A 26,216-nucleotide genomic window follows, 5' to 3' on the forward strand; every position below is an offset into this window, starting at 1 on the left:
CCTGGCCTGGTGTTTAGTTTCATCAGTAAACGAATTGTTCGGTAAGGGCAAGGTGATGCATTTTTAATGCATATTTACCCGGGCAAGGCATAATGTTTTCGTAAAAGTTGCCGAAAGTGCAGGAGCATGACCGATGCGCATGCGGATTGACCGCAATGTGCAGGGTCGCGAATCAATCGACAAGCGGACGCAAGATCCGTTACCCGGAGCTCCACACCATGCGCAACAACCAGCCCGTCACGCAACGCGAATTCGATTTTCCCGACGACGCGACGCTGATGTCGACCACCGACGCGAACAGCTACATTACCTACGCGAACGCGGCATTCATCCAGGTCAGCGGTTTTTCTCCCGAAGAGATCGAGGGCCAGCCGCACAACGTCGTGCGGCATCCGGACATGCCGAAGGAGGCGTTCGCCGACATGTGGGCGACGCTCAAGGGCGGCGAGCCGTGGACCGCGCTCGTGAAGAATCGCCGCAAGAACGGCGATCACTACTGGGTGCGCGCGAACGCGATACCCGTGATGCGCAACGGCGAGCCGAAGGGCTACATGTCGGTGCGCACGAAGGCGACGCGCGACGAGATCGCGGCCGCGGAGGCGCTCTACAAGGAATTCCGCGAAGGGCGGGCCGGCAACCGGCATTTTCACAAGGGGTTGATCGTCCGCAAGGGCGTGGCCGGTTTCATGTCGCTGTTCCAGACGATGTCGGTGCGGGCGCGGCTCCATGCGGCGCTGTGCGTGTTTGCGCCGGTCGTGGTGGCCGGCGGCTGGGCGTGCGGGCTGGCCGGTGGCGGGCTCGCCGCGTTCGCGGCGGTGACGGCCGGCGCCGCGGTGGCCGCGGGGCTGTGGCTCGATGCGCAGATTGCGCGCCCGCTCGTGCAGTTGCGCGACGAGGCGTTGCGCGTCGCGACCGGCGAGAGCCGCAGCGGCGTGCGGATGAACCGTGTCGACGAGATCGGCATGACGCTGCGCACGATCAACCAGCTCGGGCTGATGTTCCGCTGGCTCGTCGACGATGTCAGCGAACAGGTGCTGAACGTGCAGCGCGCGAGCAACGAGATCGCGCAGGGCAACAACGACCTGAGCGCGCGCACCGAGCAGGCTTCGACAAGCGTGCAGCAGACGGCCGCATCGATGGCCGAGATGACGGCGACCGTGTCGAGCAATGCGGAGACGGCGCTGCAGGCGAACCAGTTGTCGGTGTCGGCGAGCGAAGCCGCCGGGCGCGGCGGGCAGGCGGTGAGCGAGGTGGTGGCGACGATGAACGACATCACCGCCAGCTCGCGAAAGATCTCGGACATCATCGGCGTGATCGACGGCATCGCGTTCCAGACCAACATTCTTGCGCTGAATGCGGCGGTGGAGGCGGCGCGCGCCGGAGATCAGGGGCGCGGTTTCGCGGTGGTTGCCGGTGAGGTGCGGGCGCTCGCGCAGCGTAGCGCGAATGCGGCGAAGGAGATCAAGACGCTGATCGGTGCGAGCGTCGAGCGCGTCGAATCGGGTGCGCGGATCGTCGACGGCGCGGGCAAGACGATGGAGGACATCGTCACGCAGGTGAAGCGCGTGTCGGATCTGATCGCGGAGATCAGCTCGTCGACGGCCGAGCAGAGCACGGGCGTCGCGCAGGTCGACCAGGCGGTGGTGCACCTGGACAACATCACGCAGCAGAACGCGGCACTGGTCGAGCAGAGCACGGCGGCATCGGAGAGCCTGAAGCAGCAGGCGACGCGGCTGGTGGAGGCGGTGAACGTGTTTCGGTGATGGCGGGAACGCGTGAAGCAGGAGGAAGGCGGCCCGCGTTGTGCGGGCCGGTTTGGGCGTGTCCTGCTATGTCATTGCGCCCTGGGTATGGGATTCAGGTTCGGGCAACAGTGGTTGGGGCATCCCGGACTGACGTTCACTTCAACGCGTCGCCCGGATTGACCGAACTCGTCCGGCGTGAAAATCTTCCCCGCCAGGGCGCTTTTCTCGCCACGGATCGAATGCCGATCCAGAACAGCCATCACGTTTTTCGCTCGTTGCGTTGCGAGCTGTTGCGCGTTGTTCTCGGTTCGTTCGGCCAGTCCGATAAGCCATACCGTATCAATGATCGGAAAGCGCTTGTGCATGTCGCTCGACCATGCCGACATCCTCGAGAGTTCGGTCGGAGAAATCGCACTCGAATCCGCATCGAAAACAATATCGATGTAATGGGCGGGCATGTTCGACGGGCCATCGCACGCGAACGCCGTATGTGCGCAGATCAACACGAATGCAGCGGCGGTTAGATGGATCGTGCATACAGATGATCTGCATGTTGTCGCTATACGCCCGATCGATCGAGTCGGGCGCATTTTTCGGCCGCGTGTATTGCTGCTGCACCATCGCGTAAAGCCGGATCGACGAGTGAAGAAAGTAAGGGCAGGCGGCATGTTTTTCTTCCATGGACTCGTATCCCTTGTGTATGGACGAGCCATAGACAGTGGCCGGTAAGATTTTCTCTGTCTATAGAACGAGTACGATTCTTATTTTGGAATCCGACGGAGATTGATGATCCAAAACGATCGTCGAGACTGAGGCGAAGGGGCGAGCGAGTAGAACGCGGCCGGACGTATAACCGCCCGTCCGTCATGCCGGCGACCGTTAACGTGTGTCACGGCACAGTCGGCTACGACAGTACTTGCATGCGCTGACTCCGCACACACCGTGCCGTCGGGTGAAGTGTTCATGCGCGTGCAAACCGGATCGAGACGGAGCGCTCAATCTGGCGGCGTGCAGCGAAGTGAGAAATGAGACTGGAACGAGATTCGCGCGCGATACGACGTATCGGGGGATACAGCGATCGAAACAGGGTACGCAGAGCGTGGCGATCTCATGCGTATCAAGACGACGCGGGCACGACGGAGAGGGACGTCGGCCCGCGTCGGACCGCCCGGTTCCGGCCGGGCGGTCAGGGCCTGTCACCGAAGCGGTGCCAGGCCCTGAACCGTCAGACGGCGAGGCAGAGGTACTTGATCACGACGTAGTCGTCGATGCCGTAGTGCGAGCCTTCGCGGCCGAGGCCCGATTGCTTCACGCCACCGAACGGTGCGACTTCGTTCGAGATCAGGCCCGTGTTCACGCCGACCATCCCGTATTCGAGCGCTTCGGCGACCTTCCACACGCGGCCGATGTCGCGGCTGTAGAAGTAAGCGGCGAGGCCGAATTCGGTGTCGTTCGCGAGGCGGATCACTTCATCGTCGCTGCCGAACTTGAACAGCGGCGCGAGCGGCCCGAACGTCTCTTCCTTCGCGACCTTCATCGCCGGCGTGACGCCCGTCAGCACGGTCGGCTCGAAGAAGCCGTGGCCCAGCGCGTGGCGCTTGCCGCCCGTCACGACGGTCGCGCCCTTCGCGAGCGCGTCCTCGATGTGCGCCTCGACCTTCAGCACCGCTGCTTCGTTGATCAGCGGGCCTTGCGTGACGCCCGGCTCGGTGCCGCGGCCCACCTTCAACTGGCCGACGGCTGCCGCGAGCTTCTGCGCGAACTGGTCGTACACGGCTTCATGCACGTAGAAGCGGTTCGTGCACACGCAGGTCTGGCCGCTGTTGCGGTACTTCGATGCGATCGCGCCCTGCACGGCCGCGTCGAGATCGGCGTCGTCGAACACGATGAACGGCGCGTTGCCGCCGAGCTCCAGCGACACCTTCTTGACCGTCGCCGCGCATTGCGACATCAGCAGGCGGCCGACCGGCGTCGAGCCGGTGAACGACAGCTTGCGCACGATCGGGTTCGACGTCAGCTCGCCGCCGATCGCCTTCGGGTCGCCCGTGACGACGCTGAACACGCCGGCCGGCACGCCCGCACGCTCGGCCAGCACGGCCATCGCAAGCGCGGAGAACGGCGTCGCCTCGGCCGGCTTCACGACGATCGGGCAGCCTGCGGCGAGTGCCGGGCCGACCTTGCGCGTGATCATCGCCGCCGGGAAGTTCCACGGCGTGATCGCCGCGCACACGCCGATCGCTTCCTTCGTCACGACGATGCGCTTGTCGCTCGCCGGCGTCGGGATCGTGTCGCCGTACACGCGCTTGCCTTCTTCCGCGAACCATTCGAGGAACGATGCGGCATAGCCGATCTCGCCCTTCGCTTCAGCCAGCGACTTGCCCTGCTCGGTCGTCAGGATCAGCGCGAGGTCGTCGGCGTTTTCCATCATCAGGTCGTGCCACTTGCGCAGGACGACCGCGCGTTCCTTCGCGGTCTTCTTGCGCCACGCCGGCCATGCGGCGTTCGCGGCTTCGATCGCGTGACGCGTCTCGGCCGTGCCCATCGCCGGCACGGTGCCGAGCAGGCCGCCCGTCGCCGGGTTGCGGACTTCGAACGTCTCGCCGTTCGTCGCGCCTTGCCATTCGCCGTTGACGTACGCCTGCTGGCGGAACAGCGACGGATCTTTCAGTGCCAGGGTTTCCTGAACAGTGCTCATATGAATCGCCTGCTTTGAAGATGACGGATAAAAAGGCCGCCGCCGTCGTGACGACGGCGGCGGCTCATTCGGAAGGCAGGAACTCAGGCCGGCACGCCGACCGTTTCCTTCAGCACTTCCTCGAGGATCACGAGCGCTTCATCGAACACGGCCTGCGGGATCGTCAGCGGGAACAGGAAGCGCACGACGTTCGAGTACACGCCGCACACGAGCAGCAGCAGGCCGCGCTCGAGCGCACGCGTCTGCACGCGCTTCGTGAACTCGGCATCCGGCTCGCCCGAACCCGGCTTCAGGAACTCGACCGCGATCATCGCGCCCGGGCCGCGCACGTCGGCGATCTGCGGCACGTCGGCCTGCAGCGCGTTCAGCTTCGCCTTCAGCACGTCGCCGAGTTGCGTCGCGCGCTCGCACAGCTTCTCTTCGTCGATGATCTCGAGCACGGCGTGCGCCGATGCCACGGCCAGCGGGTTGCCCGCATACGTGCCGCCGAGGCCGCCGGGCGCTGCCGCGTCCATCAGGTCGGCACGGCCGACGACGCCCGACAGCGGCATGCCGCCCGCGAGGCTCTTCGCCATCGTGATCAGGTCGGCCAGCACGTCGTAGTGCTGCATCGCGAACAGCTTGCCGGTACGCGCGAAGCCCGTCTGCACTTCGTCGGCGATCAGCAGGATGCCGTGTTCGTTACAGATCTTGCGCAGCGCGCGCACGAATTCGGCAGGCGCCGGGTTGAAGCCGCCTTCGCCCTGGACCGGTTCGAAGATGATCGCGGCAACGCGCTTCGGATCGATGTCGGCCTTGAACAGCATCTCGATCGCCTTGATCGAGTCGGCCGTCGTCACGCCGTGCACGGCGTTCGGGTACGGCGCGTGGAACACGTCGCCCGGGAACGGGCCGAAGTTCAGCTTGTACGGGGCGACCTTGCCGGTCAGCGCCATGCCCATCATCGTGCGGCCGTGGAAACCGCCCGAGAAGGCGATGACGCCCGGACGGCCGGTGGCCGCGCGTGCGATCTTGATCGCGTTCTCGACGGCTTCCGCGCCGGTCGTGAAGAACGCGGTCTTCTTCGGGAAATCGCCCGGCGCGCGTGCGTTGATCTTCTCGGCCAGCTCGACGTACGACGCGTACGGGACGATCTGGTAAGCGGTGTGCGTGAAGTTGTTCAGTTGATCCGCGATCGCCTTGACGATCTTCGGGTGGCGGTGGCCGGTGTTCAGCACCGCGATGCCGGCAGCGAAATCGATGAAGCGGCGGCCTTCGACATCCCACAGTTCCGCGTTCTCGGCGCGGGCTGCGTAGAAATCGCACATCACGCCGACGCCGCGCGGGGTGGCGGCGTTCTTGCGGGCCTGCAGGTCGGCATTCTTCACGGTCATCTCCTTGATGTTCTTTCCGGTGAGGTGAAAATCGGGCGCTTCGACAGCCCATGGAGGCGACTATAATCACATTTGGCTCTGACAATCAGAGCCATTTCAATAAATATTCAGGAGCCAATCATGCGCGCGAGCGTGTTGTCGGACTGGCTGGCGCAGCGCCTCGTGCGAGGCGGCGAACAGCCGATCTACCGGCAGCTTCACCGGCTGCTGCAACAGGCGATCCTGTCGCGTGAACTGCCGGCCGGCACGCGCGTGCCGTCGTCGCGGCTCCTCGCGGCCGAACTCGGAATCGCGCGCAACACGGTCACGCAGGTTTACGAACAGCTTTCACTTGAAGGCTACGTGAACTCGGCGACCGGCCGCGGCACGTTCGTGGCCGACAGCGCGCCCGACGAGATCGTCGGCGCGCCGCCCGACGCGACCGCCACCCACCCGGCGCTCGTGCAGCTGTCAGCGCGGCGGCTGTCGGCGCGCGGTACGCGGCTCGTCGAAGGGGCCGGCGTGTCGAAACGGCAGGGCGGTGCGTTCATGCCGGGCGTGCCCGATGTGTCGCGCTTTCCCGCTCGCGTGTGGACGCGGCTGCACAACAAATACTGGCGGCGGCTGCGCCCCGACCTGCTGACCTACGCGCCGGGCGGCGGGCTCGCGCTGCTGCGCGAGGCGCTGGCCGATTACCTGCGCACGTCGCGCTCGGTGCGCTGCACGCCCGAGCAGATCGTGATTACGACCGGCATCCACCAGTCGATCGATCTCGCGGTACGGCTGCTGACCGACCCGGGCGACGCGATCTGGACCGAGGATCCGTGCTACTGGGGCGTGCGCAGCGTGCTGAACGTGTCGGGGCTGACGACGCGGCCGATCCCGGTCGACGAGGAAGGCATCGCCCCGTCGGCGGCCGATCTCGCCGAACCGCCGAAGCTGATGCTCGTCACGCCGTCGCACCAGTATCCGCTCGGGATGGTGATGAGCCTCGCGCGGCGGCGGATGCTGCTCGAATACGCACGCCAGCACGGTTGCTGGATCATCGAGGACGACTACGACAGCGAATTCCGCTACGGCAGCCGCCCGCTTGCGTCGCTGCAGGGGCTCGACACGGCCGGGCAGGTGATCTACGTCGGCAGTTTCGGCAAGACGCTGTTCCCGGGGCTGCGGGTCGGCTACCTGGTCGCGCCCGAGCCGCTCGCGGAAAGTTTCGCGACCGCGAGCGCCGAGTTGTACCGCGAAGGGCAGCTGCTGCAGCAGGCGGTGCTTGCCGAATTCATCGCGGAAGGGCACTTCGTGTCGCATATCCGCAAGATGCGCACGCTGTACGGACAGCGCCGCGAGGTGCTGCTCGACGCGGTCGCGCAACGCTATGGCGACACGCTGCACGCGCTCGGCAGCGATGCCGGGCTGCATCTGGTCACCCAGTTGCCGGAGGGCGTCGACGATCGTGCGGTCGCGCAGGCCGCGCTCGAACGCAATATCGTCGTGCGACCGTTGTCGGGTTATTACGCGGACCGCGAACGCGCGGCGCCGGGGTTGCTGCTCGGTTATGCGTGCGTGCCGGAGGACGAGATCGCGACGGCGTTCGCGACGCTCGCCGAGGCGATCGACGAGCGGGCATTCGGCGGGGCGGCGGTCGCGGTCTGACGCCTGGCAGGTCGGCACGACCTGCAGACGAACGCGTGTCGCGCGCGCTGCCTACAGGCGGATCAGCGCCGCGCCCACGACCACCAGCGCGCACGCGGCAAGCCGCTGCGCGCCGGGCCGCTCGCGCATCACGAGCCAGCCGATCGCGACCGCGAAGATCGAACTCGTTTCACGCAGCGCCGACACCGTCCCGACCGGCAGGTACCGGTACGCGAGGATCACGATCCCGTAAGCGGCGAGGGAGATCGTGCCGGCGATCGCGCCCTGCGTGAGCGCCGTGCGCGAGGCGAGCACCGCGCGCGGGCCGCCACGTACCGCGCAGACCAGCACGAACTGCGGCACGCTCCACAGCACGTACACCCACGCGATGTAGCCGAGCGCACTGCCGGATACGCGCGAGCCGATGCCGTCGCAGATCGAATACGCGGCGATGAACACGCCCGTGAGCAGCGCAAACGGCACGCCTTCACCGGAGAACCGGAAGCCGCGCCGCAGCGCGAGCGACATGATGCCGAACGACACGAGCGCGATGCCCGCGAAGCCGAACGGGGTCGGCTGTTCGTGGAGGAAAGCGAGCGCGAGCACGGACACGAGCAGCGGCGAGATCCCGCGCGCGATCGGATAGATCTGCCCGAACTCGCCGCTGCGATAGGCGTGCGCCAGCGTGAAGCAGTACGCGACCTCGAGCGCGGCCGACGCGGCGATATACGGCCACGCGGCGAGTGCTGGCGCGGGCAGCAGCGCGGCGCCGGCGACGCCGAACGCGAAATAGGGCAGTGACATCGTGCCGAGCTGTACGAGCCGGTCTTCGCTGACGTGGAGGAAGGCATTCCAGATGGCGTGCAGCAACGCGGAGCACAGCACGAGGCCGATGAAGAGGTGATCCATGGACGGAAGGTGCGGGCGGCAGCGGGGGCGGGGAGTGCGCCGCCATTATGTGGCTATCGGGCGCACTCGCACGGAATTGTCGATAATGTCGTGTTGTTATTCACCGGATGCCGACGATGACCGAAGCCACCCAAGCCCAGCCTGCCGTTCCGCGCCTCACGAGCCTGTCGCACGGCGGCGGCTGCGGCTGCAAGATTGCGCCGGGCGTGCTGTCCGAGCTGCTGAAGCGCGCGACGCCGCCCGCGCTGTTCCCGGATCTGCTGGTCGGTACCGAGACGTCCGACGACGCGGCCGTCTACCGTCTCAACGACGAGCAGGCGATCGTCGCGACCACCGACTTCTTCATGCCGATCGTCGACGATCCGTTCGACTTCGGCCGCATCGCCGCGACCAACGCGCTGTCCGACGTCTACGCGATGGGCGGCAAGCCGATCCTCGCGCTCGCGCTGGTCGGGATGCCGATCAACGTGCTGCCGCACGAGACGATCGCGGCCGTGCTGCGCGGCGGCGAATCGGTGTGCGCGGACGCCGGCATTCCGGTGGCGGGCGGCCATTCGATCGATTCGGTCGAGCCGATCTACGGGCTCGCGGCGATCGGCGTCGTGCATCCGTCGCGCGTGAAGCGCAACGCGGCCGCGCGTGCGGGCGACGTGCTCGTGCTCGGCAAACCGCTCGGCGTCGGCGTGCTGTCGGCCGCGCTGAAAAAGAACCAGCTCGATGCCGCGGGTTACGCGCAGATGGTCGCGACGACCACCAAGCTGAACCGTCCGGGCGCCGACCTTGCCGCGCTGCCGGGCGTGCATGCGCTGACCGACGTCACGGGCTTCGGGCTGCTCGGTCATACGCTCGAGCTCGCACGTGGCGCGCACCTTACCGCGCGCGTGCACTACGCGTCGCTGCCGTGGCTCGCGGGCGTCGAGGCGTTCGTGGCCGACGGCGTGTTCACCGGCGCATCGGGCCGCAACTGGGCCGCGTACGGCGCGGACGTTCAACTGGCCGACACGCTGCCGCCCGTCGCGCAGGCGCTGCTGACCGATCCGCAGACGTCGGGCGGCCTGCTGGTCGCGTGCGCGCCCGAGGCCGTCGACGACGTGCTCGCGTGCTTCCGTGCCGACGGCTTCGACCGCGCGGGCGTGATCGGCGAGATGGTGGACGGGCCGGCGCGCGTCGATGTCGCGTGACGCCGAATCGCCGCACCGGAGATTTTTGCGTTCGCTAGAATCGGTGCCTTCGATCGAAGGCATCGACGACCGATGAACGATTTCCTGTTCGGGCTGATGATCGCGCTGTCGGTCGGGCCCGTTGCGCTGATGATCGCGAACTACGGGATGCGCGCCGGCACCGCAAGCGGCGTGCGCGCGGCGGTAGGTGTCGCGACGGCCGACGGCTGCTACGCGGTCGTCGCGTTCACGCTCGGCGCGATGCTGGCGAGCACGCTCGCGGCACATCTGTCGCTGTTTCGTCTGGTGGGGGCGCTCGTGCTGCTCGCGATGGGCGCGCGGATGCTGTGGCAGGCGTTGCGGGATCGCCGCCGCACGCTCGACGGCGATGCGCGGCCGCCGGGCAGCCGCCCGTTTGCATCGATGTTCTTCGTCACGCTGGCGAACCCGCTGACGATCCTGTTGTTCTACGGCTATGCAACGGCCGCCGCTGGCGCGCAGCGGCACTGGCTGCTCGGTGCCGCGTGCGTGTTTGCCGGCAGCCTCGCGGGGCAGCTGGTGTTCGCATTCGGCGGCAGCGTGATCGGCCGGATCGTGAAGTCGCCGGGGCTGCTCGCGGCGAGCCACGTGGTCGCGGCGCTTGTCGTGCTGGGGTATGGGGTGGCAGGACTGGCACGGCTGTAGCGGTTTGCCGGGCGGCGGGCACGCAAGTGCGATCGACGTGTCGGTGGCGATCAACCGGATAGTATTCCTGACGGTATGTCGAGGTGCGGAGCGAATTTCCGTTGTGCTTCCCGCGTGCGCCGCACCCGAACCGACGCACCGGCCGTCGTTTCGTAGTCGGGTTCCGCAACGCGCACGCCCGTTCTATACTCCGTCGCGCAGTCTACGAGAGCCGTTCTCACCCAACATCATCGAAACAAGGAACGCCGATGCTGACTCGCTCCATTCTTTCCGCCGCTGCATTCTCGCTCGCAGCCTGTGCAACCGCGCCGTCGATCGCGCAGGACAACCAGGGCAACAACGCGGGCAACAATGCATTCGCCGAGACCGGTGCACAGGGCCGCCCGGTCAAGGTCATGATCATCACGATGTTCGGTCCGGAGGGCCAGGCATGGCTCGACCGGCTCGGCCCGTGGCGCGACATCGCCGTGCCGGGCCTGTCGCCCGACTACCCGAACGTTCATTGCAACAAGCAGGACGTGTGCGTGGTCACGACCGGCATGGGCTATGCGAACGCGTCGGCGACGATCATGGCGCTCACGTTCTCGCAGCGCTTCGACCTGCGCCGCACGTATTTCCTGATCTCCGGCATCGCGGGCGTCGACCCCGCGCAAGGCACGGTCGGCTCGGCCGCGTGGTCGAAGTACCTCGTCGATTTCAGCCTGCAGTGGGAGCTCGATGCACGCGAGATTCCGGCCGGCTGGAATACCGGCTTTCTCGGCATCAACACGAAGAGCCCGAACGACAAGCCGCCGCTCGACTATCGCACCGAGGTGTTCCAGCTCAATCCGCAGCTGACCGACGCCGCGGTCGCGCTGTCGCGCAACGTCGTGCTCGCCGACAGCGCGCAGGCGCAGGCCGCGCGCGCGAAGTTCACGTATGCGCCGGCGAACCGGCCGCCGACGGTGATCCAGTGCGATACGTCATCGGGCAACACGTGGTTCTCGGGCACGCTGATCGGCGAGCGCGCGCGCCAGTGGACGAAGATCCTGACCGACGGCAAGGGCACCTATTGCATGACCGCCCAGGAAGACAACGCGACGTATGAAGCGCTCAAGCGTGCGGCGAGCGTGAAGCGGGTCGACCTGTCGCGCGTCGCGGTGCTGCGTACCGGGTCCGATTTCGACCGGCCGTATGCGGGGCAGACGAGTGCCGACAACCTGCTGAACTACGCGGACCAGGGCGGCTTTGCTCCGGCGACCGAAAACCTGTATCGCGCGGGCAATCCGCTCGTGCAGGACATCGTGACGCACTGGGGCGAGTGGCGCGACGGGGTGCCGCGCCGTTGAGGGCCAGGCGACGGCTCAGCCGGCGGTCAATGCGAGTGCGGGGCCGAACGGAAAGGCGTCCAGACCGGGGTAGTGTCGTCCCAGTGATCGAGCGGCGAAGGGAGTTGGTCGTTCATCATGTGCTCCTGCAACTGACTGACTCGGCGAGTCGTCGATAGGTGTGTCGCGACGCCGCGCACGGGGCACCCCGCTGCGCGGCGTTGCACGTTTACCGGCCCCCGCCGGCGAGCTGGTTGCTTTCCGGCATCGAGCGATACGGGCCTTGCGCGAGTTCGAGCCCTTGCGGGTACGAATTTGCCTTGCGCAGGTACGCGAGCGTGCCGTCCTTGCGGGCCTGCTCGACTTCCGCGCTGACTTCGGCGCGCGTGCGCGGGCCGTAGTGCTGCGAGTACCACGACGTATTGCTGTAGTCGCCGGCATGCGGCGTGCCCGAATCGGCGAAGGCCGGGGCGGACACGGCGAGCGTGAGGGCCAGGGCGGAGAGAAGGTGGCGGCGGTTCATGATGTAGCTCCTGTGTCGATATGAGTTAGCGCTTCAGCGCTTACTCAGATCCCATGCTTTGCGGTCGATATGAGTTAGCGCTTCAGCGCTTACTCAGATCCCATGCTTTGCGGTCGATATGAGTTAGCGCTTCAGCGCTTACTCAGATCCCATGCTTTGCACTGTCGGAGCTGGCGCTTGAGCGCTTGCCCCGGTCCCATCAAGCGGGATCTGTTCGATGCGCAACGAGGTGCGCGACAGGGTTTACTCTAGGTATCTGTTCCGTCGCGATAAATGCGGCAGACGCGAATTGAATTGTCGCGATGGCGGAACAATCGAAAGCCGCACAGCTAGTGGGGGATACGGGACGCCTTGCTGGCCGGGGGCGGCAGCGGAATTCGACCGATCGGGCGGGGCGTCGCGCGGCGATCAATCCGAATGACGCAATAGTCTTCTGCACGCGGTGGTGCAATGCCGCACACCGCGACGCGCCGGTGCATGCGGCGGCCGACGAACGCGGCAGCCCGGCGATGCCGTCCGCCGGCGGAACGGGCGTGGCCGCCGTCGAACGTCAGATCGCTTCGAGCCGATAGCCGAGCGTATAGACCGCGCTGAGCCGCACGCCGTTCGACGGCTGGAGCGCCATCTTCATCCGGAGTCGATAGATGTGCGTGTCGAGGCTACGCGATACGCCGGTCATGTCGCGACCCCACAATGAAAGGATCAGCGCGTCGCGCGGCATGATGCGGCCGAGGTTGCGAAACAGCAGCACGGCGAGATCGAATTCGCGCGGCGTCAGCCGGACATGCTCGCCATGGAGCAGCACGGTCCGCGCCTTCGTGTCGATCCGGTAGCCGCCGATATCGAGGGCGTCCTGCGGCGCGCCGCCGCTGTGATACGCGCGCCGCAGCAGCGCGTTGGCGCGGGCCAGCAGTTCGAATTGGTTGATCGGCTTGACCATGTAATCGTCGGCGCCGGCGTTGATCGCGGAGAAAATCTCGTCGTCCCGAACGCGACTCGTCAGGAACAGGATCGGCAAGCGTCCGCCGATGCGCTCGCGCGTCCATTTCAGTACCTCGAACCCCGACAGCCCCGGCACTTGCCAGTCGAGAATCAGCAGGTCGACGACCGCGTTCTCCAGGTGACGGATCGCGTGACAGCCGTTGCCGACCGCATGCACGCGGTGTCCGGATTTCTCGAGTATTGAAGTGATCATTTCGACATATGCGTTGTCGTCCTCGAGATATAAAACGTTCATGATTCGCACTCCTTTGTTAGCGAGCAGGTCGATCGTGCTGCATCGAGCGTGGGTCGGAGGATTCTGACGAACGGTGCGAGGGCGGGCGGCCGGTGGTTTGCCGCGCATGTTCGCATCGTTTCATGTTCGTAATTGTCAACAATTTTGAACGCATAAAACATGCTAATCATAGGCAAAAACAGCCTTTAACGACGTATGAATCATCTGTTTTCAACGATTGTTGTTGACAAACGTTGTCAATACGAAGCGGCAGCGTGATTACGCTTGGATGTGCCGGCAACGTCTCGGTGAAGTCCTGTAAAGAGCCGAATTGAGGGGAAAATCGCATGCTGATATACAAGTCGTTCATGGAGAAAAAGGCGCTGCTCGAAGAGCAGCTCGAACGCGAGCGTCTCGCCATATCGGAGACGGTGCTGCTCGAAGTCCGGCGCTGCATCGAGGAATTCGGGTTCACGTACAAGGATGTATTCCCGGCAGGTGCGGCCGGCGCCCGGAAGCGCAGGGCAAAGTATTTCGACCCGCGGACGGGGCAGACGTGGTGCGGCGTGGGCCGCGAGCCGGCATGGCTGCGTGGTCAGGATCGCGACCGGTTTCTGATCGACAGGTCGTCGTTCGAGCAGTCGCAGGGTCAGGATTCCTGATTAGTGAGCGGATGAAAGGGCGTTTTCTTGTCATGCGGGTATCGGGGGTGTCGATGCGAGGGCCGGGTACCGTCGGCATGGAACACGCCGAGGGCCGACCGCGATGGCTCGGGTTGAGCCGCGCCGCGAATGGAACCGGTTCTGTCCGTGAATATTACATTTAGATTATGACAGTTCTAGTGGCGAACAATAACGCCCCATTTTTCTTGTCTTCGACCGGATCGCAAGACGAGCCCGACGGGCAGATTCGTATGAACAATGAGGCGGCAGCGCGACGGGACGGCAACGAACTGACGCCGGAGCGCGTATTCGTCGGCATTAGCGTGACGCGCGAGATCCTCGAGGTCGACGTCTCGTCGTTGCGAGTGATTCTCGGTTACCGGAACGAGACGTACGGCATCGAGTCGCTGACCGATGCGATTGCCGAATGGGCGCCGGCGCGCATCGTGCTGGAGTCGTCCGGCGGTGCCGAGTCCCACGCGGCATGCGCGTTGCAGGCGGCGCGACTGCCGGTGGCCGTCGCCCACGCGCATCAGGCTTGCGATTTCATCGCGGGGGCGGCCGGGATGCCGCCCGAAGGCAAGGGCGCGCGTGCCCGTCTGCTCTCGTCATTGGCCCGCGAGTTCGACCGGTATCCGATGTGCGCGCGGCTCGCCGAACCGTTGTCGGATCCGCCGCTGCAGTATGTTCAGGCGTTGGTGCAGCGCCGCCGGCAGCTCGCGCGCACGATGATGGCCGAATATCAAGTGCTCGCGCGATCGCACGCGAGCGTGCGCGGCGGCATCGAGCAGACCATCGCGTTCCTGAAAGGCCAACTCGGCGTGATCGACCGCTATTGCGCTCGGCACGTAAGCGCGCAGCGTGCGGAACTCGCGCGGGCGATGGCGCGCGCAAGGCGGCCGGGCAGTTGCGCGCCAGGCACGGGGGCCGCGGAGTTCATGCGCACGTGGCGAACGAAGTGACAGGCGTGCGCGGGAGCGTCGCGCCTACGCGACCCATTCGTTGATGACCGGCGTGTCGAGCACCGGCGCGCGTTCGGCTTCCTCGAACGTGCGCTTGCTGCATGTCGCGTCGAGGCTGCCCTTGCCGCTCAGCAGCGGGCAACGGTCGAACACCTCGGCGATCCAGTCGACGAATACGCGCACTTTCGGCGACAGATGGCGGCTGTGCGGATACACGACGGAGATCGGCATCGGCAGCGGCTTGACGCCGGGCAGCACTTCCTTGAGCCGGCCTTCGCGCAGATGCGGCAGCACCATGAAGAGCGGCGGCTGGATCAGCCCGAAGCCTTCGATCCCGCAGGTCACGTACGCATCGGCATCGTTCACCGACACGATGCCCTCCATCTTCATCTCGACTTCCTGGCCGTCGGTCAGGAACGTCCAGTCGATCGTGCGGCCGGTGCGGCTCGAGAAGTAGTTGACGGCCTTGTGCTGGCTCAGGTCGTCGATCGTCTTCGGCTCGCCGTGGCGCTCGAGATAGTCGGGCGACGCGACCGTCACGCATTCGAACAGGCCGACCCGGCGCGCGACGAGCGACGAGTCCTGCAATGCACCAACGCGGATCACGCAATCGACCCCTTCCTGCAGCAGGTCGACCGGCCGGTCGGACAGGCCGAGCTGCAGGTCGATGTCCGGGTAGCGCGTATGAAATTCGCACAGCGACGGAATCACGAGCAGCCGCCCGATCGAGCCCGGCATGTCGATACGCAACTTTCCGTGCGGCTTCCGGTTGTTCGCCTGGAAGCTCGCCTCGGTTTCCTCGACGTCCGCGAGGATCCGCACGCATCGTTCGTAGTAGGCGGCGCCGTCCGGCGTGAGCGACAGCCGACGCGTGGTCCGGTGCATCAGCCGCACACCGAGGAATGCTTCGAGATTCTGGATGATCGTCGTGACGGACGCCCGCGGCAAGCTGAGCGTTTCTGCTGCCTTGGTGAAGCTGCTTGTATCGACGACGCGAGTAAACACCTGCATGGCCTGAAGCCGGTCCATCACAACCTCCGCAATCTAATTTGCCGCCGGAACAAGAAGGCTGCGCTACCTCGTGGGTAAACGCAGCCTCGGATTGTTCGGGGGCGTTGAATTGTGTTGCCGGATTATAGGCATTTATCCCAATGTCTGCCGGACCCAGAATTCGTTCCATCTCGAAATGGATGCTGCATCGTCATGGACGCTTCTGAATTCAGCAAATTCCTGAAGGCCGCGTTGCCCGCGCAAGCCACGGCGGGCGCGGCGCTGACGGTCGCCGAAGTGGAAATTCCCGGCTACGCGCAGGACATCGTGCTGCGCCTGTACCGGCGCCCGGACAAGACCGGGTTGCCAGTAGTGCTTTACTTCCACGGCGGCGGCTTCGTCCGCGGTTCGCTCGAAGACGCCGATTTCGCTGCGCGTTTTTTAGCAGAACGCTTACCAGCTCTCGTAGTGTCGGTCGACTATTCGCTCGCGCCGGCCTTTCCCTTTCCGGCCGCGCCGGAGGATGCGTATCGCGCCGCCGTGTGGGCCGCGACGCGCGCCCGCGCGTTCGGCGGCAACCCGAAGAAGATCGGTGTCGCGGGTCACGACGCGGGCGGCCAGCTCGCGAACTGCCTCGCGTTCATTGCGCGCGATCGCGGCGAAGTGTCGATCGTCGCGCAGGCGCTGTTCGGGCCGATGCTCGACCCGAGCATGACGCGCATCGGCGACGCCGAGCGCCTCGCGTCCGACATCACCGCGCGCGAATGCGCGGCCTGTTATCGCGCATATCTGCCGCAGGCCGCGCAACGCATGCACCCGTATGCGGCGCCGCTCGAATCGGTGCGCCTCGCGGGCCTGCCGCCGACGCTCGTCGTCACCGCGCAGAACGACGTGCTGCACGTCGAGGCGGAGAAATATGCGGGCTGCCTGATCTCGTCGGGCGTGCTCACGCAGGTGATCCGCTATCCGGACATCACGCACGCCGCGCTCGCGACGCACGAAGCCGCCTTCGAGGAAGCCGTGCGCTTCTTCCAGTGCCGCTTCCAGGCGCGACAGCCCAACCGTTCCGAATAACCAGAACCAATCCACGTTTACCTGGAGATCCACATGGCCATCCTACGCACCTCCCGTTCCCGAATCGCGACAGCGGCGATCGTGACGCTTGCCGTCGTCGGCCTCGGAACGTTCGGCGCGATGCGCGTGAACGCGAACGCACCCGAGAAAGCGGCTGCACCGCTGCCCGAAGTCGACGTCGCGACCGTCGTGCCGCAGACCGTCACCGACTGGCAGAGTTATTCGGGCCGCCTCGAGGCGGTCGAGAAAGTCGACGTGCGCCCGCAGGTGTCGGGCACGATCGTCGCGGTGAACTTCAAGGACGGCGCGCTCGTGAAGAAGGGCGACGTGCTGTTCGTGATCGACCCGCGCCCGTACCAGGCCGAAACCGATCGCGCGGCCGCGCAGCTCGCGGCCGCGCAAGCGCGCAACGGTTACGCGCAGACCGACTGGCAGCGCGCACAGCGGCTGATCGGCGACAACGCGATCGCGAAGCGCGATTACGACGAGAAGCAGAACGCGGCGCGCGAAGCGGCCGCGAACCTGAAGGCCGCCGAAGCCGCGCTCGAAACGGCGCGCATCAACCTCGGCTATACGCGGATCACCGCGCCGGTGTCGGGCCGCGTGTCGCGCGCGGAAATCACGCTCGGCAACGTCGTGTCGGCCGGTGCGTCGGCCGCGCCGCTCACCACGCTGGTGTCGGTGTCGCCGATCTACGCATCGTTCGACGCAGACGAACAGACCTACCTGCAATACATCAACGGCGCGCGCAACGGCCGCAAGGTGCCGGTCGAGCTCGGCCTCGCGAACGAAACCGGCTACTCGCGCAGCGGCGAGATCGACTCGGTCGACAACCGGCTCGACACGTCGTCGGGCACGATCCGCGTGCGCGCACGCTTCGACAATGCGGACGGTGCGCTCGTCCCGGGCCTGTACGCACGCGTGAAGGTGGGCGGCAGCGCGCCGCACGAGGCATTGCTCGTCGACGACGCGGCGATCAACACCGACCAGGACAAGAAGTTCGTGTTCGTCGTCGACCAGCAGGGCCGCGTGTCGTACCGCGAAGTGCAGCAGGGGCTGCAGCACGGCAACCGGCGCGTGATCGTGAGCGGCCTCGCGGCAGGCGATCGCGTGGTCGTGAACGGCACGCAGCGCGTGCGCCCCGGCGAACAGGTGAAGCCGCACATGGTCCCGATGACGGGCGGTGACGCGCCGTCCGCGCCGCTGGCGGACAACGCGAAGCCGGCCGCCCCGGCGAAGGCGGATTCGTAAGCGGCCCGCCGCTTCGCATCCGCGTTCAACCAGACAGAGCCACACATGAACATTTCAAAATTCTTTATCGACCGGCCGATCTTCGCAGGAGTCCTATCGGTGATCATCCTGCTCGGCGGGGTGATCGCGATGTTCCTGCTGCCGATCTCGGAATATCCGGAAGTCGTGCCGCCTTCCGTGATCGTGAAGGCGCAGTATCCGGGCGCGAACCCGAAAGTGATCGCCGAGACGGTCGCGTCGCCGCTTGAAGAACAGATCAACGGCGTCGAGGACATGCTCTACATGCAGTCGCAGGCGAACAGCGACGGCAACATGACGATCACCGTCACGTTCAAGCTGGGTACCGATCCGGACAAGGCCACGCAGCTCGTGCAGAACCGCGTGAACCAGGCGCTGCCGCGCCTGCCGGAAGACGTGCAGCGGCTCGGCATCACGACGGTGAAGAGCTCGCCGACGCTGACGATGGTGGTCCACCTGATCTCGCCGGACAACCGCTACGACATGACCTACCTGCGCAACTACGCGCTGATCAACGTGAAGGATCGCCTGTCGCGGATCCAGGGCGTCGGCCAGGTGCAGCTGTGGGGTTCGGGCGACTACGCGATGCGCGTGTGGCTCGATCCGCAGAAGGTCGCGCAGCGCGGGCTGTCGGCCGAGGACGTCGTGCAGGCGATCCGCGAGCAGAACGTGCAGGTCGCGGCCGGCGTGATCGGCGCGTCGCCGTCGCTGCCCGGCACGCCGCTGCAGCTGTCGGTGAACGCGCGCGGCCGTCTGCAGACGGAAGACGAGTTCGGCGACATCGTCGTGAAGACCACGCCGGACGGCGGCGTCACGCATCTGCGCGACATCGCGCGGATCGAGCTCGACGCATCCGAATACGGGCTGCGCTCGCTGCTCGACAACAAGCCGGCCGTCGCGATGGCGATCAACCAGTCGCCGGGCGCGAACTCGCTGCAGATCTCGGACGAAGTGCGCAAGACGATGGCCGAGCTGAAGCAGGACATGCCGGCGGGCGTCGACTACAAGATCGTCTATGACCCGACGCAGTTCGTGCGTTCGTCGATCAAGGCCGTCGTGCATACGCTGCTCGAAGCAATCGCACTGGTCGTGATCGTCGTGATCGTGTTCCTGCAGACCTGGCGCGCGTCGCTGATTCCGCTGATCGCGGTGCCGGTGTCGATCATCGGCACGTTCTCGCTGCTGCTCGCGTTCGGGTATTCGATCAATGCGCTGTCATTGTTCGGGATGGTGCTCGCGATCGGGATCGTGGTCGACGATGCGATCGTGGTGGTCGAGAACGTCGAGCGCAACATCGAAAGCGGGATGAACGCGCGGCAGGCGACCTACAAGGCGATGCAGGAAGTGAGCGGGCCGATCATCGCGATCGCGCTGACGCTCGTCGCCGTGTTCGTGCCGCTCGCGTTCATGTCGGGCCTGACCGGCCAGTTCTACAAGCAGTTCGCGATGACCATCGCGATCTCGACGGTGATCTCGGCGTTCAACTCGCTGACGCTGTCGCCGGCGCTGTCCGCGATCCTGCTGAAGGGGCATGGCGACAAGGAAGACTGGCTCACGCGCGTGATGAATCGCGTGCTCGGCGGCTTCTTCCGCGGCTTCAACAAGGTGTTCCATCGCGGTGCGGAGAACTACGGCCGCGGCGTGCGCGGCGTGCTGTCGCGCAAGACCCTGATGCTCGGCGTGTACCTCGTGCTCGTGGGCGCGACCGTGCTGGTGTCGAAGGTCGTGCCGGGCGGCTTCGTGCCCGCGCAGGACAAGGAATACCTGATCGCATTCGCGCAGCTGCCGAACGGCGCATCGCTCGACCGCACCGAGAAGGTGATCCGCGACATGGGCTCGATCGCGCTGAAGCAGCCGGGCGTCGAGAGTGCGGTCGCGTTCCCGGGTCTGTCGGTGAACGGCTTCACGAACAGCTCGAGCGCGGGCATCGTGTTCGTCACGCTGAAGCCGTTCTCGGAACGGCATGGCAAGGCGCTGTCGGCGGGCGCGATCGCGGGTGCGCTGAACCAGCAGTACAGCGCGATGAAGGACTCGTTCGTCGCGGTGTTCCCGCCGCCGCCGGTGCTCGGCCTCGGCACGCTCGGCGGGTTCAAGATGCAGATCGAGGATCGCGGCGCAGTCGGCTATGCGCGGCTCGCGGATGCGACCAACGACTTCATCAAGCGCGCGCAGCAGGCGCCGGAACTCGGCCCGTTGTTCACGAGCTATCAGATCAACGTGCCGCAGCTCAACGTCGATCTCGACCGCGTGAAGGCGAAGCAGCTCGGCGTGCCGGTGACCGACGTGTTCAACACGATGCAGGTGTATCTCGGCTCGCTGTACGTGAACGACTTCAACCGCTTCGGGCGCGTGTACCAGGTGCGCGTGCAGGCCGATGCGCCGTTCCGCCAGCGTGCGGACGACATCCTGCAGTTGAAGACGCGCAACGACAAGGGCGAGATGGTGCCGCTGTCGTCGCTCGTCACGGTGACGCCGACGTTCGGCCCCGAAATGGTCGTGCGCTACAACGGCTACACGGCGGCCGACATCAACGGCGGCCCGGCGCCGGGCTTCTCGTCGGGTCAGGCGCAGGCCGCGATCGAGCGCATCGCGCATGAAACGCTGCCGCGCGGCGTGCGGTTCGAGTGGACCGACCTCACGTACCAGCAGATCCTTGCCGGCGATTCGGCGATGTATGTGTTCCCGATCAGCGTGCTGCTCGTGTTCCTCGTGCTCGCCGCGCTGTATGAAAGCCTGACGCTGCCGCTCGCGGTGATCCTGATCGTGCCGATGAGCATTCTGTCGGCGCTGACGGGCGTGTGGCTCACGCAGGGCGACAACAACATCTTCACGCAGATCGGCTTGATGGTGCTGGTGGGGCTGTCGGCGAAGAACGCGATCCTGATCGTCGAATTCGCACGCGAGCTCGAACACGACGGCAGGACGCCGCTCGAGGCCGCGATCGAGGCGAGCCGGCTGCGGCTGCGCCCGATTCTGATGACGTCGATCGCGTTCATCATGGGCGTCGTGCCGCTCGTCACGTCGACGGGGGCCGGTTCGGAAATGCGCCATGCGATGGGTGTCGCGGTGTTCTTCGGGATGCTGGGCGTGACGCTGTTCGGGCTGATGCTGACACCGGTGTTCTACGTCGTGTTGCGTACGCTGGCAGGCGGCAAGATCCACGTCGCCGGCAAGGACTCGTCCGGCTACGGCGTGCCGGCCCAGGGCGTACCGGCTTCGGATGCTTGAGGATAAAAAGATGGACAACATGCACAACACGAACGGCCTGATGCGCTTCGCGAAGGTGACGGCCGCGAGCACCCTGCTCGCGACGCTGCTCGCCGCGTGCGCGGTGGGCCCCGACTACAAGCGCCCGGATGCGGCGGCGCCCGCCGCGTTCAAGGAAGCGCCGACGCTCGCCGCCGGCGAGCAGGCCGGCACCTGGAAGACGGCCGAGCCGGCGGACGGCGAACATCGCGGCGAATGGTGGAAGGTGTTCGGCGATCCGGTGCTCGACTCGCTCGAGACCCAGGCGCTCGCCGCGAACCAGAACCTGAAAGCCGCGGCGGCGCGGGTCGAGGAAGCGCGCGCGGCGACGCGTTCGGCGCGCTCGCAATGGTTCCCGCAGATCGGCGCCGGGTTCGGGCCGACGCGCGAAGGGCTGTCGTCGGCATCGCAGTTCCAGCCGCAGGGCACGGGCCCGACCAATGCGACGCTGTGGCGCGCGCAGGGGACGGTGTCCTACGAAGCCGACCTGTTCGGCCGTGTCGGCCGCAACGTCGAGGCGTCGCGTGCCGACCAGGCGCAGAGCGAAGCGCTGTTCCGTTCGGTGCAGCTCGCGCTGCAGGCGGACGTCGCGCAGAACTACTTCGAACTGCGCCAGCTCGATTCCGACCAGGATCTGTACCGCCGCACGGTGGAGTTGCGCGAGCAGGCACTGCAGCTTGTGCAGCGCCGCTTCAACGAAGGCGACATCAGCGAGCTCGACGTGTCGCGCGCGAAGAACGAGCTGGCCAGCGCGCAGGCCGATGCGGTCGGTGTCGCGCGCCGGCGCGCGGCATCCGAGCATGCGCTCGCGATCCTGCTCGGCAAGGCGCCCGCGGATTTCGCGTTCAAGGAAACGCCGATCGTGCCGGTCGCGGTGAAGGTGCCGCCGGGCCTGCCGTCCGCGCTGCTCGAACGCCGTCCGGACGTGTCGGCGGCCGAGCGCGCGATGGCGGCCGCGAACGCGCGGATCGGCCTCGCGAAGTCGGCGTATTTCCCGAAGCTCGACATCACGGGGGCGTTCGGCTATGAGGCGTCGACGCTCGGCAACCTGTTCCTGTGGTCGAGCCGCACGTTCCTGCTCGGGCCGTTCGCGGGCACCGCGCTGACGCTGCCGCTGTTCGACGGCGGACGCCGTGCGGCCGGCGTGCAGCAGGCGCGCGCGCAGTATGACGAGCAGGTCGCGAACTACCGGCAGCAGGTGCTCGTCGCGTTCCGCGAGGTCGAGGACAATCTCGCCGACCTGCGCCTGCTCGACGACCAGATCCGCGCGCAGGATGCGGCTGTCAATGCGTCGCGGCGCGCGGCGACGTTGTCGCGCACGCAGTATCAGGAAGGTGAAGTCGCCTATCTCGACGTCATCGACAGCGAGCGCTCGGTGCTGCAGTCGCAACTGCAGGCGAACCAGCTCACCGGTGCGCAGGCCGTGTCGACCGTCAACCTGATCCGCGCGCTCGGCGGCGGATGGGGGCCCGCGCCGACGGCGGTCGGCGATGCGGCGTCCGTCAAGGCGGAAGTCGCCGCGCGTTGAGCGCGAACGGCGGGCGATTCGTCGCTCGCCGGCAGTGAAGCGAAGAACCCCGGCATGCAGGCTCAGGTCTGCATGCCGGGTTTTTTTATGGCGTCACGCGTTTTCGCTCATCGTCAGGATGATCTTGCCTACGTTCGCGGCCGACTCCATCCGTCGATGAGCCGCCGCGGCATCGGCGAGAGGAAACACGCTGTCGACGACCGATTCGAGACCCGCGCCTCCCGCAAAGCGGTCCAGCCAATGTTCGCGAAATCGCCGAACCATCGCGTGTTTCTCGCGCGGGTCGCGCGACTTCATCACCGTGCCGATGATTTGCAGATGACGGTACAGGATCTGATCGAGCGCAACGCTCACGTCACCGCCGCCGCCGAGTATGCCGACCTGCACCAGCCGGCCGCCGTTTGCCAATGACGCGACATTCCGCGAAAAATACGGCGCGCCCACGAAGTCGATGACGACGTCGACACCGCGTTTGCCTGTCCTGCTTGCGACGACTTCCGAAAAATCCTGCGCCTTGTAGTCGATCGCATGGTCCACGCCGAGTTGAACGATCCGTTCCAGTTTCGCCGCTTCGGCGGTCGCGAATATCGTCGCGCCGGTTGCGTAGGCGAGCTGGACCGCCGCGGAACCCACCCCGCCCGCCGCTGCGTGAATCAGCACCGAATCGCCGCGTTGCAAGCGGCCCAGATGCAACAACGCTTCGTGCGCAGTGACGAAAACTTCCGGTATGGCAGCCGCGTGCACGTAGTCGATCGTTGCCGGAATGGGCATCGCCATTCTCCAGTCGATGCGCGCCTGTTCCGCATAGGCCCCGCCGCCCACGACGCCCATTACACGATCACCCACCTTGTAGCCCTGCACGGCGCTTCCCGTCTCGATCACCTCGCCGGCGATTTCGAGCCCCATGAGGGTGGAGTCTCCGAAATTGGGCCGGCCGTATCCGCCTCGCCGATGTGTCAGATCCGCGCGATTCACGCCCGCGGCATGAACGCGTACCAGTAGATCGTCGGGGCGAACCTCGGGTGCCGGGACTTCGGCCAATTGGAGAACCTCGGCCTCGCCGAACTCCTTGAATGTGATGGCTTTCATTTCACACCTTCCTGTGCGGGAGCTGAATGACCGGCGAGATCGTCGGACCGAGGTTGTGCGCCCAGCGTTGCCTGCGCCACGGCCGAAGCGGAAATCGCTGCGGGAAACCCGGCGTAGAACGCGAGGTGTGTGATTGCCGCGGAGAGCTCTTCGCGGGTGACGCCGTTCGTCAACGCGCGCCGCAGGTGCGCCGGCAACTCATCGAGATGGCCCCCCGCGATCAGGGCGGCGACGGTCACGAGGCTGCGGTCGCGCGGCGCGAGCGACGGATCGCTCCAGATGCGCGGGTAGAGCGTGTCGTCGACGAATGCCGAGAGCGTCGGCGTGAAGGCCCGCGCGGCCTCGCGCGGACTGTCGAAATGCGTATGAGACATGGCGATACTCCTTCAAGCCTGGCTGATGAACTTGTGCGTGAGGTAGTACTCGATGCCCTCGGTGCCGCCTTCCGAGCCGTGGCCGCTTTCCTTCATGCCGCCGAACGGCAGTTCGGTCGACACGATGCGGTACTGGTTGATGCCGATCATCCCGGCTTCGAGACCGTCCGCGACATCAATGGCCGTGCGCGCGCTGCGCGTGAACGCATAGGCGGAGAGCCCGTACGGCAACCGGTTCGCTTCGGCGAGCCCGTCGGCGAGGGCATCGAAGCGCATCAGCACCGCGATCGGGCCGAACGGTTCTTCATGCATCACGCGCGCGTCCTTCGGTACGTCGGCGAGGACCGTGGGTTCGAAGAAATATCCTTCGCCCTCGATGCGCTTTCCGCCGGCGAGGACCCTTGCGCCACGTTCCACCGCATCGGCGATGAGTTCTTCCATCTTGGCAAGCTGGCGCGGATTGGCCAGCGGCCCGACCTGCGTGCCGGCATCCATGCCATTCCCGACCTTGAGGGCCTGGGTGGCGCGCACGAAGTGCCCGACGAACGCGTCGTAGACTTCGCGCTGGATCAGGAAGCGCGTCGACGAGATGCAGACCTGGCCCGTACCGCGAAAGCGGTTCGCCGCACCGTCGACCGCGGCCTTCTCGACATCCGCGTCGTTGAATACGAGGACGGGCCCGTGGCCGCCCAGCTCCAGCGTGATGGGTTTGACGCCTTCGGCGGCACGCGCCGACAGCAGGCGGCCGATCGGTACCGAGCCCGTGAACGTCACCTTCCGGATGACCGGGGAAGCGATCAGATGCTTCGACACCTGGTCGGGCACGCCGAATACGACTTGAAGCACGCCCTTCGGCAAACCGGCGTCGTCCAGTGCACGTGCCAGCGCGAGCGCCGTTGCGGGGCTTTCCTCGCCGGGTTTGATGATGACGCTGCATCCGGCGGCGAGTGCGGCGGAGAGCTTGCGCGCCGGGGTGATCGCGGGAAAATTCCATGGCGTGAATGCGGCAACGGGCCCGATTGCCTGTTTTTTCACGAGCTGTTGCACACCCGGGCGGTTGGATGGCACCACGCGGCCGTCGATACGGCGAGCCTCTTCGGCGAACCATTCGAAATAGTCGGCGGCACGCAGGACTTCGTCGCGACTTTCTGCCAGTGGTTTGCCTTCCTCGAGCGTCATGACGGTCGCGATGTGCTCGGCGCGCTCGCGCATCAGTTCCGCCGCACGCTTCAGAATGCGCGCGCGTTCGGCAGGCACGGTGTTGCGCCAGACGTCAAAAGCCGGTGCGGTGGCCTGCAGGGCGCGATCCAGATCGGCTGCCGTCGCCAGCGGGACGCGCCCGATCTCGATTTGCGTGGCGGGGTTGATCACCGGCGCCGTTTCGCGTTCGCTCGCACCGATCCATTCGCCGTTGATGAAAAGATGAAGCGCGTCGTAACTGATGTCCATGGTATTAGCCTCTATGGTTAGGATTGCGATTCGATGTGTGTTCGCCACGAGCCGGACAGGGGAACCTGCGCCACGCCGTATCTGGACGATTCGCCGTGGCGGGCCGAGCTCGGGTTCGATACTTCCGCGTTCTGATTGCCTGACTTCGGGACCCAGTCTAGGCGTGAAGCGGGCGGCAACTTAGAGGGGCCGGAAAGAATGAATCTTGTCTCGGGAGGGAAAATCTCCATGCCAGCATGAAAGCGTATTGAAAGGATGCGCGAAAACGACAGGGGGATTGCGCGCTGACTGCACGAAGCAGGCGCGGGCCCTATGATCAACAGGCTCGCGCGGGCCGAAACGCAGCGATT

At 65.9% G+C, this 26,216-nt stretch carries 22 protein-coding genes; 11 read left to right on the forward strand and 11 right to left on the reverse strand.

Translation table 11 applies throughout. From position 1 onward, the window contains the following. Window positions 1-218: 218 nt before the first annotated feature. The gene (locus tag E9536_RS16605; protein WP_136470193.1) at window positions 219-1,763 is read left to right on the forward strand and encodes a PAS domain-containing methyl-accepting chemotaxis protein; all 1,545 of its coding nucleotides are present in this window, start codon (window positions 219-221) and stop codon (window positions 1,761-1,763) included. Window positions 1,764-1,834: 71 nt separating this feature from the next. Here the strand turns inward: E9536_RS16605 and E9536_RS42085 are convergent, their stop codons facing one another. The 4 genes from E9536_RS42085 to E9536_RS16620 all read right to left on the reverse strand — a co-directional run bounded on the left by E9536_RS42085 (window position 1,835) and on the right by E9536_RS16620 (window position 5,807). Next, window positions 1,835-2,110 carry a hypothetical protein gene (locus E9536_RS42085; RefSeq protein ID WP_247873456.1) on the reverse strand — a complete coding sequence of 92 codons (276 nt, stop codon included), beginning with the start codon at window positions 2,108-2,110 and terminating at the stop codon, window positions 1,835-1,837. Further along, window positions 2,085-2,426 carry a hypothetical protein gene (locus tag E9536_RS42090; RefSeq protein ID WP_247873457.1) on the reverse strand — a complete coding sequence of 114 codons (342 nt, stop codon included), beginning with the start codon at window positions 2,424-2,426 and terminating at the stop codon, window positions 2,085-2,087. The genes E9536_RS42085 and E9536_RS42090 overlap by 26 nt, the downstream gene beginning before the upstream one ends. A 544-nt stretch (window positions 2,427-2,970) precedes the next feature. Next, window positions 2,971-4,440: an NADP-dependent succinate-semialdehyde dehydrogenase gene (gabD, locus tag E9536_RS16615; protein WP_021156413.1), complete on the reverse strand. Its 1,470-nt coding sequence runs from the start codon at window positions 4,438-4,440 to the stop codon at window positions 2,971-2,973. 83 nt (window positions 4,441-4,523) lie between these two features. Continuing rightward, window positions 4,524-5,807, reverse strand: a complete 1,284-nt coding sequence (locus E9536_RS16620) for a 4-aminobutyrate--2-oxoglutarate transaminase (protein WP_059523374.1) — start codon at window positions 5,805-5,807, stop codon at window positions 4,524-4,526. A 126-nt stretch (window positions 5,808-5,933) separates the two neighbouring features. On the opposite strand from E9536_RS16620, the gene E9536_RS16625 reads away from it, so the two are divergent. After that, the gene (locus tag E9536_RS16625) at window positions 5,934-7,445 is read left to right on the forward strand and encodes a PLP-dependent aminotransferase family protein (RefSeq protein WP_136470194.1); all 1,512 of its coding nucleotides are present in this window, start codon (window positions 5,934-5,936) and stop codon (window positions 7,443-7,445) included. A 51-nt stretch (window positions 7,446-7,496) separates the two neighbouring features. On the opposite strand, the gene E9536_RS16630 is transcribed toward E9536_RS16625, so the two are convergent. After that, window positions 7,497-8,333 carry a DMT family transporter gene (locus E9536_RS16630; protein ID WP_136470195.1) on the reverse strand — a complete coding sequence of 279 codons (837 nt, stop codon included), beginning with the start codon at window positions 8,331-8,333 and terminating at the stop codon, window positions 7,497-7,499. A 116-nt stretch (window positions 8,334-8,449) separates the two neighbouring features. Between E9536_RS16630 and selD the strand changes: the two genes are divergently transcribed. The 3 genes from selD (at window position 8,450) to E9536_RS16645 (ending at window position 11,505) form a co-directional block, all read left to right on the forward strand. Beyond that, window positions 8,450-9,514 (forward strand): selenide, water dikinase SelD, encoded by a 1,065-nt coding sequence (selD, locus tag E9536_RS16635; protein WP_027790463.1) that lies wholly within the window; start codon window positions 8,450-8,452, stop codon window positions 9,512-9,514. 72 nt (window positions 9,515-9,586) lie between these two features. After that, window positions 9,587-10,177, forward strand: coding sequence for a LysE family transporter (locus E9536_RS16640; RefSeq protein WP_027790464.1), 591 nt, complete (start codon window positions 9,587-9,589; stop codon window positions 10,175-10,177). 248 nt (window positions 10,178-10,425) lie between these two features. Continuing rightward, entirely contained in the window at window positions 10,426-11,505 is a 1,080-nt protein-coding gene (locus E9536_RS16645; RefSeq protein ID WP_021156407.1) for a purine nucleoside permease, read from the forward strand. 208 nt (window positions 11,506-11,713) lie between these two features. Here the strand turns inward: E9536_RS16645 and E9536_RS16650 are convergent, their stop codons facing one another. Together E9536_RS16650 and E9536_RS16655 are read right to left on the reverse strand one after the other, a co-directional pair. Then, the gene (locus E9536_RS16650) at window positions 11,714-12,007 is read right to left on the reverse strand and encodes a DUF4148 domain-containing protein (protein ID WP_060083769.1); all 294 of its coding nucleotides are present in this window, start codon (window positions 12,005-12,007) and stop codon (window positions 11,714-11,716) included. Window positions 12,008-12,557: 550 nt separating this feature from the next. Then, on the reverse strand, window positions 12,558-13,352 hold the full coding sequence (locus E9536_RS16655; RefSeq protein WP_226128775.1) for a response regulator transcription factor: 795 nt from the start codon (window positions 13,350-13,352) through the stop codon (window positions 12,558-12,560). A 218-nt stretch (window positions 13,353-13,570) separates the two neighbouring features. Between E9536_RS16655 and E9536_RS16660 the strand changes: the two genes are divergently transcribed. Then, complete coding sequence (locus tag E9536_RS16660) at window positions 13,571-13,885, forward strand: H-NS histone family protein (RefSeq protein ID WP_027790467.1); 315 nt, start codon at window positions 13,571-13,573, stop codon at window positions 13,883-13,885. Between the two features lie 251 nt (window positions 13,886-14,136). Further along, window positions 14,137-14,847, forward strand: a complete 711-nt coding sequence (locus E9536_RS16665) for a hypothetical protein (RefSeq protein WP_136470196.1) — start codon at window positions 14,137-14,139, stop codon at window positions 14,845-14,847. A 24-nt stretch (window positions 14,848-14,871) separates the two neighbouring features. Here E9536_RS16665 and ceoR read toward each other — a convergent pair whose 3' ends face one another. Then, window positions 14,872-15,876, reverse strand: coding sequence for a putative multidrug efflux transcriptional regulator CeoR (gene ceoR, locus E9536_RS16670; RefSeq protein WP_021156406.1), 1,005 nt, complete (start codon window positions 15,874-15,876; stop codon window positions 14,872-14,874). A 174-nt stretch (window positions 15,877-16,050) separates the two neighbouring features. Between ceoR and E9536_RS16675 the strand changes: the two genes are divergently transcribed. From E9536_RS16675 to opcM, 4 genes are read left to right on the forward strand one after another with little or no spacing between them, the layout of a single operon-like run. Continuing rightward, window positions 16,051-16,911, forward strand: a complete 861-nt coding sequence (locus E9536_RS16675) for an alpha/beta hydrolase (protein WP_027790468.1) — start codon at window positions 16,051-16,053, stop codon at window positions 16,909-16,911. 33 nt (window positions 16,912-16,944) lie between these two features. Further along, window positions 16,945-18,162, forward strand: a complete 1,218-nt coding sequence (ceoA, locus tag E9536_RS16680) for a multidrug efflux RND transporter periplasmic adaptor subunit CeoA (protein WP_027790469.1) — start codon at window positions 16,945-16,947, stop codon at window positions 18,160-18,162. 45 nt (window positions 18,163-18,207) lie between these two features. Beyond that, a complete protein-coding gene (gene ceoB / locus E9536_RS16685) occupies window positions 18,208-21,408 on the forward strand; it encodes a multidrug efflux RND transporter permease subunit CeoB (protein ID WP_027790470.1) in 3,201 nt (1,066 codons plus the stop codon). Window positions 21,409-21,418: 10 nt separating this feature from the next. Beyond that, window positions 21,419-22,954, forward strand: coding sequence for a multidrug efflux transporter outer membrane subunit OpcM (opcM, locus tag E9536_RS16690; protein WP_136470197.1), 1,536 nt, complete (start codon window positions 21,419-21,421; stop codon window positions 22,952-22,954). Between the two features lie 93 nt (window positions 22,955-23,047). Here opcM and E9536_RS16695 read toward each other — a convergent pair whose 3' ends face one another. Genes E9536_RS16695 through E9536_RS16705 form a run of 3 tightly spaced genes read right to left on the reverse strand, consistent with a single transcriptional unit; the run spans window position 23,048 to window position 25,866 of the window. Next, the gene (locus tag E9536_RS16695; protein ID WP_136470198.1) at window positions 23,048-24,043 is read right to left on the reverse strand and encodes an NAD(P)H-quinone oxidoreductase; all 996 of its coding nucleotides are present in this window, start codon (window positions 24,041-24,043) and stop codon (window positions 23,048-23,050) included. Next, complete coding sequence (locus tag E9536_RS16700; protein ID WP_034181754.1) at window positions 24,040-24,417, reverse strand: carboxymuconolactone decarboxylase family protein; 378 nt, start codon at window positions 24,415-24,417, stop codon at window positions 24,040-24,042. The genes E9536_RS16695 and E9536_RS16700 overlap by 4 nt, the downstream gene beginning before the upstream one ends. 12 nt (window positions 24,418-24,429) lie before the next feature. Next, window positions 24,430-25,866, reverse strand: coding sequence for an NAD-dependent succinate-semialdehyde dehydrogenase (locus E9536_RS16705; RefSeq protein WP_059695390.1), 1,437 nt, complete (start codon window positions 25,864-25,866; stop codon window positions 24,430-24,432). Window positions 25,867-26,216: the final 350 nt, after the last annotated feature.

The sequence above is a fragment of the Burkholderia sp. LS-044 genome, from assembly GCF_004803625.1.
Taxonomy (GTDB): Bacteria; Pseudomonadota; Gammaproteobacteria; order Burkholderiales; family Burkholderiaceae; genus Burkholderia; species Burkholderia cepacia.